This window comes from Microbispora sp. NPDC088329 (assembly GCF_040685655.1).
GTDB lineage: Bacteria > Actinomycetota > Actinomycetes > Streptosporangiales > Streptosporangiaceae > Microbispora.
This window is the reverse complement of the sequence record NZ_JBFBIP010000001.1, coordinates 225,676-238,641: the sequence shown is the minus strand read 5'-3', so window position 1 is coordinate 238,641 and position 12,966 is coordinate 225,676. Positions and strand designations below refer to the sequence as shown.

The following is a 12,966-nucleotide window of genomic DNA, read 5'->3' as shown; positions in this document are numbered from 1 at the left end:
CCTCACATGACCAACGAGATGCTCCGCGCGCCCGCAGAGGTGAAGTACGCCGAGGAGCTCGACTGGCTCGAGTCGATCGACGACGGCCCCAAGCCGTTCTCCTGGCGGCTCAGCCCCCGGATGGTCCGGCTGTTCGTGCTCGGCAGCGAGCGGTCCGACGGCCTGGACCGCGAGATCCCGCAGAAGTGGTTCGGCGACCGGAGCTTCGTCGAGCGCAGCATCGTGACGCTCGCCTCCGACCGCGGCCTGCTGCTGATCGGCGACCCGGGCACCGGCAAGAGCTGGCTGGCCGAGCTGCTCTCCGCGGCCATCTGCCGCAACTCCACGCTGGTCGTGCAGGGAACGGCGGGCACCACCGAGGACCACATCAAGTATTCGTGGAACGTCTCCATGGTGATCGCCAAGGGCCAGTCCCGCGAGTCGATGATTCCCTCGCCGATCATGACGGCGATGGAGCAGGGCATGATCGGCCGTTTCGAGGAGCTGACCCGCGCCACCAGCGACGTGCAGGACGCCCTGATCTCGATCCTGTCGGAGAAGTACGTCTCCATTCCCGAGCTCGACACCGACAACACCGTCTTCGCCAGACCCGGGTTCTCGATCATCGCCACCGCCAACAGCCGGGACCGGGGTGTCAACGACCTGTCCTCGGCGCTGAAACGGCGGTTCAACTTCGTCCGGATCCCCGTGGTGACGAGCAAGGCCAGCGAGGCGGAGATCGTCCGCTTCCGCACCACCGAACTGCTGCGCAGGCACCGCATCGAGCTGGACGTGCCGCCCGCGCTCCTCGACATCCTGCTGCAGAGCTTCGCCGACCTGCGCGCCGCGGCGGCCTCGGCGACGAGCGAGGACGAGAAGCTGGAGTCGGCCCTGTCCACCGCCGAGCAGATCGGCGTGCTGGAGGACGCCATCCTGCACAGCCAGTTCTTCGGCGACCGCACGCTGCGTGCCGAGACGCTGGCCGGCGCGCTGGTGGGCTCCCTGGCCAGGCGCGCCCCCGAAGACCTGGCCATCCTCAACAAGTACTGGCACGGGGTGGTCGAACCCCGCAGCAAGAACGACGGAGGCGAGTGGACGCGGTTCCTCGACGGCGGCCGCCAGGCGATCTCGACGCTGTCATGAGCACCTTCGAGGCCCTGCGCGAGCAGCTGCTCGACGCCGCCGCGGCCTTCTCCGGCGACGGGGACGTCCTGGCAGGCATCCTGTCCGGCATGGTCGACGACGTCGACCGCATGCTGCGCGAGGAGCTGGAGATCTTCCCGGTCTGCCACCACTCGCCGGCCTCCGCCCTGGCCATGACCCGCCGGCTGCGCGACAAGCGGCCCAAGGTCGTCTACCTGGAGCTGTGCGAGGACATGCGCCCGCTCCTCGACGAGCTGCGCAACTGCAAACTGCCGGTGGCGCTGCAGGCGTTCGCCACCCGGCTGGACGGATTCCCGCCCGGCTCCGGGCCGCTCAGCGTGATCGCGCCGGTCACTGAGGCGTCGGCGGAATACCAGGCCATCGCGTACGCGCTCGACACGCCCGGCGTCGAGGTCGTGCTGGTCGACCGCTCGGTGGACCACGTCTTCCAGTGGCTGCCGCGGGAAGGCGACGGTGCGGCCGCGCAGGAGCCCGGCGCGACCGAAGACGGGCACGGCGACGAGCAGGCGCTCCACGGAGACGCCGTGGGCGTCGAGATCGGCGACCTGCGGCCACGCTTCGCCGAGCTGGAAAAGCACCTGCTGCACCACGGCAAGGTGCGGCACTGGTCGGAGTGGTGGGACCAGTACGTCGAGCAGCCGCTGACCGGCGCCGGTTACGACACCTACCGTCAGGCGATGGCGCTGATCGGCAGCCTGTTCCGGCGGCTGCGCCCCGGCGGGGACGACCGCCTGGCCGTCGACGAGGAACGCGAGCGCTACATGTGGACGCGCATCCGCGAGCATCTCGCCGCGTCGGGCGCCGACCCGGCCGACTGCCTGTACGTGTGCGGCGCCTTCCACGCCGTCAGCACGGTCGCGGAGTTCGGCCTGCGGTCCGAGGCGCCGTCGTACGCCATCAGTCCGCGCACGGGCACCCGCTGGCTGTACGGGCTGATCCCTTCCAGCCACTCGGCGATCGAGGCGCAGTTCGGCCTGGCCCAGGGCTCGGTGTCCATCGCCGCGGCCACGTGGGCCAAGGCCGTCAGGCGCGGGGGCGTCACTCCGTACCGGCTGGAGGGGCAACAGGGCGGCCGGGCCAAGCGAGCCGTGAAGGCCGCACCGGCCGTCGCGGCGGAGCCGGCGGGTGACCGGCTTTCGGGATTCCTCGCCACCCCGCCCACGTTGGACGGCCTGGACGAGGACGAACTGCGCGGATGGTGCGTCGACATCGTGCGGCTGGCCCGCCGCAACGGCTATCTGGCCAGCACGGCCGACGCCATCGCCGTGTTCGAGACGTCGATCCTGCTCGCCGGATTGCGCGGCCGGGCCAGGCCCACGCCGTACGACTTCGCCGACGCGGCCGTCACCTGCATCGAGAAGGACGCGGTGCCGGGCCGCCGCGACGTTCGGCGCCTGTGTGAGATCCTCCTGGGCGGCGACAAGATCGGCATGGTCGGCTACGACGCGCTGCCCCCGCTGGCCCGCGACGTGTACGACCGGCTGGAGCCCCTCGGCCTGGACCTGACCAGGCGCACGCAGCAGCGGGTGCTGCTCGACCTCAAGGCCGATCCCGAGCTGGAGCCGTGCTCCGACCTGCTGTGGACGCTGCGCTACCTGCTGCCCGACGGCGCGATCCGGCCGATCATGGGAGCGCGCCGCCTCGGTGAGCGGCCGATCCAGGAGAGCTGGGACGTGGCGCTCGGCAGACACCAACGGGAGATCATCGAGCTGGGCTACGAGGGCGTCACCGTCGAACAGGTGCTTGAGCAGCGGCTGCGCCGCACGGCGTGGGATCCCCAGGCCACTGCGGGGGTGGCGCTCGCGGCCGTCGAGGACGCCATCCTCTATGTGGGCGGCCGCCGCCTCCCCGGCGAGCTCGGCGCCCGCGCCGTCGAGCTGCTGGCCGCCGAGCGCACCGTGGACGACGCGCCCGAGGTGCTGCGCAGGATCAGGCGGCTGCTGACCTACTACCGGGCGAGCGAACCGTCGCTGCCCGCCTGGTGCGAGGACTTCGTCACCGCCGGGTACGCCCACTACTGCACGCTGTTGCCCACCGCGTTCGCCGACGACGACACCGGCGTACGGCAGGTCGGCGCGATGCTCGGCTTCCTGTTCACACTGGAGAGCCTCGCGCTGTCGCTGGGCTGCGACCGGGCCCAGCTCGAACTCGCCGTACGGCAGTCGCACCCGCGGGACCCGGCCAAGGTCGCGTTGCTGTGGGCGGCGCAGACACAGCTGGGCCTGCTGACCAGAAACGAGCTGCGCGCCCGCTGCGACGAGTTGCTGGCCAACCCGCTCGTCGTCCCGGCGTATCCGCTCTACGTCAGCGGGTTCGTCCAGGCGCTGGAGCCCGTCCCCGGCCTCGCGCCGTTCGTGGTCGAGGCGCTGTCGAAGGCGTTCGCGCGACTGCCCGACCCCGTCCTGCTGCCGTGGCTGCCGACGTTGATCATCACACTCCGCCGGCACGCGCCGGAGCTGGTCCCCGTCCTCGTCCGGGAGGCCGGCCGGACCTTCCCCGGCAAACTGGACGAGCTGGACGCCTGGTCCCCGCCCTGGGAACGGCCTGCCGCGCCGGCGCGGCAGGCCCGGGCGGCACCCGCCCCGAGCGGGCCGGTGCCCGCGCTGCTGACCCGGCACCCGCACGCGTGCGACGCCGTGGCCGCACTGCTCGGCTGTACGGCCGGGTGGGGGAGCGCCGGGCTGGAGAACCCGGAGAACGGCGAGGTGCGGGCCCTGCTCGCCCGGCATCCGGTGACGACCGGCGCGGTCGCCGCGCTGCTCGGCGCCTGAGCCGCCGCCCGCGTACCCGAGCGCACGTGCCCACGTGCCTGAGGCCGGGCGTCCCGGTGGTGGTGCCGTGCCGGAGGGGTGCGGGCTCTGAGGGGGTGCTGTCGGTGAGGTGTTGGTGCGCGCGTGTTCGTGGTGATGCCGGGTGGCGGTCCCCGTGTCTATCCGGCGGAGGCGCCGGCGAGCAGGTCCGGGACGAGTGAGGCGAGGACGGCCTGGTCCTCCTCACAGCGGGGGCATCGGCCGGGGCGTCGGTCGGCCTGGGGTACCGGCCGGGGTATCGGTCGTCTCGGTACGGCGGCGCCCGGTGGCGCCGCCGTGGCACGGGCGGGCTCTACCAGTCGCCGTCTCCGCCCTCGTCCTCGTCGCCCTCGAAGATCTCTTCGATGATCTCGCCCGCCACGAGGCCGCCGACGACTCCGGCGGCGCCGGCCGCGGCCACCGCGCCCCAGCCGGGGCCGCTGTGGTGCTCCTGGTGACCGTGATGGTGGGGATGGTGGCCCTCGTAGTGGCCCCCATGACCGCCGTACCCGTGACCGCCGTACCCGTGGTTCCCGTACCCGCCGTGTTCTCCGTGTCCGTAGCCGCCGTGGTGGTCACCGTACGGTGCGGCGTGTTGGGTCAGCCGCGTCAGCCAGCGGTCGATCTCCCCGGGCCAGTCCATCCGCACCGCGTCCTGGTGATCGACACGGAAGCGGCCGACGGCGTCGCCGGAGTGACGGCCGGCCCGCTTGTCTGCCTCCAGGATCACTTCCAGACCGGCGGGGTCGGCCACGAAGGTGAGTTCGACCTCGCCCACCACACCGGCGTGCCGCGGGGGCGGGTAGAACTCGATCTCCTGGAAGAACGGCAGCTCCTGACGCACGCCGTGCAGATGGCCCGCCTCCAGGTCGGCCGACTTGAAGGCGAAACCGAGCTGCAGGAACGCCTCCAGGATGCGGAGCTGCGAGGGGAGCGGCTCGACGGCGATCGGGTCGAGGTCGCCCTTGTCGACGGCCTTGGCGATGGCCACCTCGGTGCGTACCCCGAGCGCCATGCCGGTCAGGTGCTGCCCGTCGATCTCGCTGATCGGGGTCTCCCACGGCACCGGGATCTGGAAGGCGATGCTTCGGCTCTCGCCCGCGCGCAGGGTGAACGGACCGGACACCCGGGCGCGGGAGAACTCGCCGAGCCCCGCGCTCTCGCCGTCGCCGTGCTCGATCTCCACGCCGGCGACCAGGCCGAGAGTGATGTCCTCGATCTCGGCGTCGAAGTCGCCGCCGGACAGTCGCACCTCGCCCGTGAGCACGCCGCCCGGCCGGACTCGTGGAGTGGTCAGTACGGTGTCCACCGAGGGGGCGCCCACTCCGAGAGCGCCCAGCATCCGCTTGAAGACCACGTCTTTCTCCCTGTCGACGGTCGATGAGGTGTCAGCCGCCCATCTGAACGATCAAGAGCCGCGGCCGAGTTCCGGCCGCCGGTGAAGATCGCCCTTTCGGCGATCGCGATGGGGAACCAAGGGGATGTGCGGATGACCCCCGTACGGGTGTCATGACCCGATATGCGCTCCGGCGCCAGTCTGTACGCACCATCCCCCGCACAAACAGGAGGTGCATCGTGCGCCCTCGTACCGAAGTAACGACCGGAGGCGTACGCCATGGACGGCGCCGATCGGTGCTGGCCGTGTCGTTCGCGGCCCTGGCTTTGGGCGGCACCATGTCGGCGGCGTCACCGGCGTCCGCCGCGGGCTCGCGACTCGGCGGCGTCGACATGCAGCGAGCCTGCGACAACCAGTACCCGGGCAAGGGCCTGCGAGCCGTCGTCCTCGACCGGGCCGACGCCTACAGCTGGACGTGTAGCGGTGGAACGTTCCGCGGCGGCATCGAGATCACCACGGAGTGCGCCGCCGAGTACGGGCAGGGCGCCTACGCCGGGCTCGGAAACCGCCGGGACCCCTTCTCCTGGTACTGCCAGGGGTGGGAAACGACCGCGAGGATGCGAGCAGCCGTCAACTGGGCCGTCGCCGAGTTGCGGTCACCCGATCCCACGATGAGCGATCACTGGGGAAAGCCGTGGTCGGGATACTGCGAACGCTTCGTCGAGCAGGCGGGCGGCTTCAAGTACCACTTCGGCAGCGCGAACGAGCACTACCAGTGGCACCGTAGCCGCGGCCTTATCCACAGCGACGCGAGGCCGCCGGCGGGTGCCGTCGTCTTCTACGACGGAGGCAGGGGAGACGGGCATGTCGGAATCTCCCTCGGTAACGGCCAGGTCATCTCCACACAGGGTTATGGGGGACAGCGCCTGCCGGTGTGGCGGCACTCGGTGACCGGCCTCACCAACCACTACCTCGGCTGGGCCTACCCGATCGGCGCCTAGGAGAAGCTCGGGCAGGCGGGGTCCGGCCCCGAGGTCGCTTCGCCTGCCGGGTGATGCGCATGCGGGGTCACGACACCCGTTCGGGTGTCGTGACTCCGGCGAGGGGCCCGCCGCAGCATGAACGCACCGGTTCGAAAGCGCCGGATCGAAAGTGTCGACCAGAAAGCACCGACTCCGCGTCAGACAGGAAGTGCATCATGCGCCCTGACATCAAAACGGCGATTTCCGGGTTGTCATCATCCGCGCAGCGGACTCTCGCCGCCGAGGCGTCGGCATGCCTGGCCTTCCTGGGCGAGCACCTGCCGCAGGACGAGCGAATTCATGCTCTGTGTCCTGCGGCGGTGAGGACCGATCTCGCCTTGAACAGCGTCCTCGCCCTGACCGATCGGCGGGTGCTGTTCGTCGCCCCGCTCCCGCAGGTGCTCAGCTGGCCCCTCGCTCAACTCGACGACTTTTCGTCTTTCGATCTGAAGGCCCGGGCCGTCGGGCTGTCGGTGACGGCGAACGGCAGGGACTACAGCCTCGGGATCGGCCGTGGTTATGGCGACGTGTTCGTGAGGCTCGTCGTGCAGGCGACGGCCGTCGCCCGGCTGCGCACGTTGTAGGCACAGGTCGCTGTAGAGACAGCGCTGTCCATACCGGTCGCGGGGGTCGGTATGGGCAGTTAGTGCTTTCTGTAGGCATATGTTCTTATCTGCGATCACTTTATTATTGGGACGGTTTCCTTATTTCGTACTGACCGAAATCAAGCGCATTTCGAGGCGTGCGCCGAGTTGATACCGGTTGCGTCACGCAGTCTCTCGTTCCACCGCTGAATGTGCCATCTTGTGGCGGTTGTGTCAGCGAATGGCCGGCGGGCGAGGGAGGATTGATGACGCCTGTCTCCCCCTACGCCCTCAGGCTGCCCCGTTCCCACGGCGCGCAGACGAACGCGGCGCTCGACCGGCTGGCGGGCCGGTACGCGGTGGCGCTACGGGCCGGGAGCACCCTCGTGTCGCTGGTCGCCGGGCCCTTGGCGGGTTACGGCGACGTGCGGGCGGGTTGGCTCGGTGCCTGCCTCTGCGGGCTGGCGGCATGGGCGGCCTTCTTCACCTGGCATACGCTGCGCCGCAGGCCGGCCCCGTGGACGGTCCTCGCCGACGCCGCGGTGATCATCGTGATCCTGCTGGCACAGCCGCACATCGTCCCCGTCTCCTTCGTCCGGGACGGAACCACCTGGGTTCTGATGCTGGCGAGCACCCCGGTGTTCATCGCGCAGTTGCTGCTCCCGCCCTACTTCAGCCTGCCGCTGGCGGCCGTCGTCGTGGTCGCGTACGTCGTCGGGGCGCCGGCGCCGACGGACGCCTCGTTCCTCGTCATCCAGGCTGTCGTGACGTGCCTGCTCATGACGCTGCTACGCAGAGGGGAGCGCGCCGCACGCCGGACGATCGAGGCATCGGTGCTCGCCGAGCAGGAGGCTCAGGAGCGGAAAGAGCGGCGGGCCGATGAGCGGGAACAGTACCGCAGGCTGCACGACACCGTCCTTTCCACGCTCACGATGGTCGCCTCGGGAGCCCTCGACACGGGATCGGAGATCGTGGCCGCGCAGGCGGGCAAGGACCTCCTGACGCTCGAGACCATGGCGCAGGCACCCGCTCCGCACTCGGAAACCTCTGTAGCGCTGGATCGGCGACTTCACCGCGCCGCAGCAGCCGTATCACCGCTCACGGTGCGGGTGTCTGCTCCCGCGCTGTCGGCCCCGACCCACATCGCCGACGCCATCACGGCCTGCGTGGGAGAGGCCCTGCGGAACGCCGCCGCGCATTCCGGCGTGTCCGTCGTGTCGCTGCGTGGCCGGCAGGAGGGCGGCGTCATCGTGGTCGTCGTCTCCGATGAAGGGAAGGGCTTCGATCCGGACTCGGTGCCGCTCAGCCGGCGCGGGGTGCGGGAGTCGATCGTCGGCCGAATGGCGTCGATCGGCGGCGCCGCCCAGGTGATCAGCAGGCTCGGTGCCGGAACCCGCGTGATCCTGAGGTGGCCCGTTGGGTGAGGAGGCCTTCACACCGATCGTGACGCGGCGCTACGCCAGGGGGCTCGACGTCGCCGCGGTCGTGGTCGTGGTGGGGTGGCACCTGGGAGGGGCGGGCCCACTGATGCTCGCCCACCTGGACGAGTACCGGGTGCCGGGGGTGCACCTGGCCGCCTGGGTGGGAGTCCTCGCCGTGATCGTGGTGGCCGCGATCCGGCTGATGTGCCGGCCGGCGGGCAGGCGGGCCGGCCCGGTGCTGCCGTGGCTTCTCGTGGGTGCGACCGCACTGCTGGCGTTGTCCGTCGCGCGTTTCTCCGTGCCCGGCCGCTTCCTCGAGACGGACTGGGGCTGGGGAAGCTGCGGATGGGCGGGCGTCCTGCTCCTGCTGCACCGCCCGCTGCGCGAGCTCGTATGGGTCCTCGCCCTTCTCGCGGTGGAGACCCTCGCCGTCATGGGCTGGGACGGATCGCTGACCAGGCCGGAGCTCGCCGGTTTTGTCACTGTTCTGTACGCCTCGGCGAGCATCCAGATCGCAGTGGCGATCACCACCCGCGCTCTTGACGGCCCGGCCCGGCAGGCGGCGGCGATGGCCATACGGCAGGCGGAGGCGGCTGCTCGGCGGGCGATCGCCGAGCGGCTGCACGACGATCGGAAGGTCAGGTACGCCGCGCTGCGGCGGTCGCTGCAGCCCCTGCTTCGCGGCCTGGCGAGCCGGGAGCTCTCACCGGCGGATCCCTGGGTGAGACGGCAGTGCGCCATCGAGGCCTCCCGTCTCCGGCGGCTCATCGCCGAGAGCGACGACGTGCCGGATCCGCTCGTGCACGAACTGTCCGTATGCGTCGACGACGCCGGCCGCCGCAGGGTGGCCGCGTCCGTCCACCAGGCGGGGGTCATCCCCGCGGTGCCGACGCCGGCCCGCCGGGCCCTGGCCGAGATCGTCATCGGCATACTCGCCTCCGGCTGCACCCATGCCCGGATCACGATCGTGGGCGACGAGGCGGGCGTCTCGGTGGCCGTGGTGGCCGACCCGGACACCGACGTCCCGGAGGGGACCTACCCGGGGCTCATCGTGAGCCGTCAGCGGACGGAGAACGAACTGTGGACGGAGGCGCGATGGAACGTGCCATAACGGTCGCGATCGTCGACGACCACCCAGTGGTCGTGGAAGGGGTACGTTCCTGGATCGAACGCGATGAGGAGCGGCGGGTCGCGGTCATCGAGATCGCCGCCACCGTCGAAGACCTGTCGCGAGGGCTCAACGCCGATGTCATCCTGCTGGACCTGCGGTTGCGCGAGGGCATGGCGATCGATCTCATCCCCGGCCTCGCCGACGCCGGTCACCGGGTCATCGCGTTCTCCTCGAGTACGGACAACGAGACGATCAGAGCGGCGATGGACGCGGGGGCCTGCGAGTACGTGTGCAAGGACGAGGGCCAGGACCACCTGATCGAGGCGATCGTCGCGGTGGCGTCCGACCGGCCCTACGTCACCCCCTCACATGCGAAAGTGGTGCTCGACGACCGCCGCCCTGATCGTCCGGAGCTGTCCGCGAGAGAGCAGCAAGCGCTGCTCCTGTGGTTTCAGGGCATGTCCAAGGCCTCCGTCGCGGCCCGCATGGCGATATCGGAGAACACCGTGCGTCAGTACATCGGCCGGGTGCGTCTCAAGTATCTGAAAATGGGCCGGCCCGCGCCGACGAAGACGACGATGCTCGCGCGCGCCATACAGGACGGTCTCATCCAGCCGTCGGAGATCTCCGAGTATCGCTCGTTCGCCGCCGAGCATCCCGCTCCTTGACACCGGACGGTGTCACAGCACGGCGGCGGCTGAGGGGTTTGCGCAAGCTTGCCGTCAGCTTTGCCCAATTGAGCATGTTTGGGATTGTTCTCCATTTGGCTCGCATCTACGGGCGAATCGGGATATATGGGGGCGGGAATCGCCGTGGAAATAGGTCCGGCGGAGGCAGAGGTGGCGACGGGCCGGGCGCCCCGGAACAGGGTCGTCATGTCGCTGATCTCCCTGGCTCTGGCGGCCGTGCTCATCTCGTTCCTTCCGCACATCACCGGAGTCACCTGGGGACAGCTCGACGAGCGCCTGGTGCGGGTCGGCTGGGGCGCGATGACGGTGCTTACAGGGGTCTGGCTGGCCGGGCTGTGGGCGTACTCGAATGTGCTGAGCGACTCTCTGCCCGGGTTGAGCAGGCGCCGGGCGTTGCTGGTCAACTGCGTCGGCAGCGGCGCCAGCAACGTGCTGCCGTTCGGCGGGGCCGTGGGCGTGGCCATGACCGTCACCATGATGACCAGATGGGGCTTCGGGCGGCGACCGGTGGTGGCCTCGACGGTTGTGACGGGCGTGTGGAACCTGCTGTCCCGCTTCCTGCTCCCCGCCGTGGGACTCGTCTGCCTGCTCGGCGCGGGGTACATGCCGGATCGCCGGCTCGGGGCGGCCGCCGGGGTCGGCGGTGCGTTGCTCGTCGGCGTCGTCGCCGCGATGTCGGCCGCTCTCCACCGGGAGGGGGTGGCCGACCTGCTGGGGCGGGGCCTGGATCGGGTGGTCCGGTTCCTGCCGCTCAGGCGAAAGCCGTGCCTGCGAGACTTCCTGCTCGACCTGCGTCACTCCACCATCGAGATCACTCGTACGCGGTGGCCCCGGCTCACGCTCGGCATGGTCGCCTACATGGCGCTGCAGTGCGTTCTGTTCATCGGATGCCTGCACGCGACCGGTGCCGAGGTCGCCATTCCCGAGGCGGTCGCGGCCTTCGCGATCAACCGGGTGCTGACCACCGCCGTCATCACTCCCGGCGGATCGGGGATCAGCGAGTCGGCGACGGCGCTGGCGTTGATCGGCTTCGGCGTCGCGCCCGGGGCGGCCACGGCTGCGGTGCTGCTGTTCTGGTTCTTCGCCCACCTGATCGAGATCCCGGTCGGCTGGTTCGCCTGGAGCATCTGGTCGCTGACCGCACGGGCGCGGCCGTGAGCACGATCGGTCGCGAAACGCGTCACCGCGGCTTCGCCGGGCGGCCGGAGGGCGTGACCCTGGCGCACTCGCCCTCGCGCTCGCACTCCGCGACCGGCGAGCGCGGCCGGGTCAGCCGGTGGAGGCCCAGGCCTGCGGCGGCCAGCACGACCAGGCCGGCGACGACCAGGAGGCCGACCCGCCCGGAGACCCGCTCCACGAGCTCGTACGAGCCTCCCGCGGCGTACCCGAGCCCCACGGTTCCCGCCCCCCAGGCCAGGCCGCCGGGCACCTCGAAGGCGAGGAACCTGCCGTACGGCAGGCGTCCCATGCCGGCCAGCATGGGGACCAGGGCGCGCAGCAGGCCGACCCAGCGGCCGAAGAAGACCGCCCACCCGCCGCGCCGCCGCAGGTAGTCCTCGGTGCGGCCCCAGCGCTCCGCGCTCACGCGGCGGCCCAGCCGGCTGTCGCGCACCCTCGGTCCCAGCCGCCGGCCGATCCGGTAGCTGATCGAATCCCCGGCGAGCGCACCCACGCCGGCCGCACCCATCATGAGAGGCAGGCTCGCGTGCCCCGAGAAGGCGAGAAAACCGGCCATCAGCAGGGTGAGCTCACCCGGCACCACGAGCCCGATGAGCGCCGCCGTCTCCGCGCAGGCCATCAGCCCGACCACCAGATAGGCCCAGGGGCCCGCCACCGCCATCAACTGCTGCAGCCCCTGCGTCATCGGACCCCCCACCGCCACGACGACTGTCTCCCCACAATGCACGTGACGAGGGGAACGCCAGTAGCCCACGGCGGGAAAACCTCGGTAAGCGTCGAGCCCGCAGGGAAACGTCAGATGGTGCCGGAGAACGTGTCACACCGGGCGGGGGCGCCCGTCTCGTATCCCGTGGTGAACCATTTCACCCGCTGCCGTGAGCTTCCGTGCGTCCACCCCTCGGGGTCCACCCTGCCCTGGGCGCGCTCCTGGATTCTGTCGTCGCCCACGGCCGCCGCGGCGTCCAGGGCCTCCTGGATGTCCGCCGCGGTGAACGGGCTTTCGTAGAACCCCGTGTCGACGGCGTTCTTCGCCCACACCCCCGCGTAGCAGTCCGCCTGAAGCTCCAGCCGTACGGAGGCGCTGCCGGCCCCCTGGCCGCCACCGCCGACCCGCCGGGTGGTGCCGAGCAGGTTCTGCACGTGGTGGCCGTACTCGTGACCGATCACGTAGGCCTGGGCGAACGGCCCGCCCTTGGCGCCGAACTGGCTCTCCAGCTCCTCGAAGAAGCCCAAGTCGAGGTAGACCTTGCTGTCGGCCGGGCAGTAGAAGGGGCCGACGGCCGAGCTCGCCTGGCCGCAGCCGGTGCTCACGGCCTTGGTGAACAGGACGGTCCGCGCGTTTCGGTACGGCTGCTTGCCCCGCTCGGCGAAGGCGTCCCGCCAGTATTTCTGGACGCTGTTGACCACCCCCACCACGCGGCACTTCTCCGACTGGTCCGCGTCACCGCCCTTCTTGCATTGGGCGGTCAGATCCGAGGCCGGACGCGCGCCCGTGGACCCACCGGACGAGGAGCTTCCACCGCTGAGAAGATCGGCCGGGTTGACGCCCAGGACCAGGGCGACCACCAGGGCGACGACACCGACGACGCCTCCGCCGATCGCGAGCCCGCCGCCCGGGAACCCTCCGCCGCTCTCCTCCACCTGTGACGCGTCGAGATCCACGTCGTCGCGGAAGTCCATCGCGCCCGCCTT

Annotated in this window: 11 protein-coding genes; 8 read left to right on the top strand and 3 right to left on the bottom strand. The window is 70.7% G+C overall.

Annotated elements, in window-relative coordinates:
- Positions 1 to 6 precede the first annotated feature (6 nt).
- Both AB0O28_RS01210 and AB0O28_RS01205 read left to right on the top strand, forming a co-directional pair.
- Complete coding sequence (locus tag AB0O28_RS01210; protein ID WP_363634963.1) at positions 7 to 1,122, top strand: AAA family ATPase; 1,116 nt, start codon at positions 7 to 9, stop codon at positions 1,120 to 1,122.
- A complete protein-coding gene (locus AB0O28_RS01205; protein ID WP_363634961.1) occupies positions 1,119 to 3,914 on the top strand; it encodes a DUF5682 family protein in 2,796 nt (931 codons plus the stop codon). The genes AB0O28_RS01210 and AB0O28_RS01205 overlap by 4 nt, the downstream gene beginning before the upstream one ends.
- Before the next feature lie 331 nt (positions 3,915 to 4,245).
- Here AB0O28_RS01205 and AB0O28_RS01200 read toward each other — a convergent pair whose 3' ends face one another.
- Positions 4,246 to 5,289: a sporulation protein gene (locus AB0O28_RS01200; RefSeq protein WP_363634959.1), complete on the bottom strand. Its 1,044-nt coding sequence runs from the start codon at positions 5,287 to 5,289 to the stop codon at positions 4,246 to 4,248.
- A 218-nt stretch (positions 5,290 to 5,507) separates the two neighbouring features.
- Here AB0O28_RS01200 and AB0O28_RS01195 point away from each other — a divergent pair, with 218 nt between their 5' ends.
- From AB0O28_RS01195 to AB0O28_RS01170, 6 genes are all read left to right on the top strand, one after another.
- Positions 5,508 to 6,269, top strand: coding sequence for an NlpC/P60 family protein (locus tag AB0O28_RS01195; RefSeq protein WP_363634957.1), 762 nt, complete (start codon positions 5,508 to 5,510; stop codon positions 6,267 to 6,269).
- A 197-nt stretch (positions 6,270 to 6,466) separates the two neighbouring features.
- A complete protein-coding gene (locus AB0O28_RS01190; protein ID WP_363634955.1) occupies positions 6,467 to 6,874 on the top strand; it encodes a hypothetical protein in 408 nt (135 codons plus the stop codon).
- Positions 6,875 to 7,140: 266 nt separating this feature from the next.
- Positions 7,141 to 8,298: an ATP-binding protein gene (locus AB0O28_RS01185; protein ID WP_363634953.1), complete on the top strand. Its 1,158-nt coding sequence runs from the start codon at positions 7,141 to 7,143 to the stop codon at positions 8,296 to 8,298.
- Positions 8,291 to 9,406, top strand: a complete 1,116-nt coding sequence (locus AB0O28_RS01180) for a hypothetical protein (RefSeq protein ID WP_363634951.1) — start codon at positions 8,291 to 8,293, stop codon at positions 9,404 to 9,406. Before AB0O28_RS01185 ends, AB0O28_RS01180 begins: the two co-directional genes overlap by 8 nt.
- Positions 9,391 to 10,074 carry a response regulator transcription factor gene (locus AB0O28_RS01175; protein WP_363634948.1) on the top strand — a complete coding sequence of 228 codons (684 nt, stop codon included), beginning with the start codon at positions 9,391 to 9,393 and terminating at the stop codon, positions 10,072 to 10,074. Before AB0O28_RS01180 ends, AB0O28_RS01175 begins: the two co-directional genes overlap by 16 nt.
- Before the next feature lie 144 nt (positions 10,075 to 10,218).
- A complete protein-coding gene (locus AB0O28_RS01170; protein WP_363634946.1) occupies positions 10,219 to 11,253 on the top strand; it encodes a lysylphosphatidylglycerol synthase transmembrane domain-containing protein in 1,035 nt (344 codons plus the stop codon).
- 22 nt (positions 11,254 to 11,275) lie between these two features.
- Here the strand turns inward: AB0O28_RS01170 and AB0O28_RS01165 are convergent, their stop codons facing one another.
- The gene (locus AB0O28_RS01165; RefSeq protein WP_363634943.1) at positions 11,276 to 11,959 is read right to left on the bottom strand and encodes a DedA family protein; all 684 of its coding nucleotides are present in this window, start codon (positions 11,957 to 11,959) and stop codon (positions 11,276 to 11,278) included.
- A gap of 110 nt (positions 11,960 to 12,069) precedes the next feature.
- Entirely contained in the window at positions 12,070 to 12,954 is an 885-nt protein-coding gene (locus tag AB0O28_RS01160; protein ID WP_363634940.1) for a neutral zinc metallopeptidase, read from the bottom strand.
- Between the last annotated feature and the right edge of the window lie 12 nt (positions 12,955 to 12,966).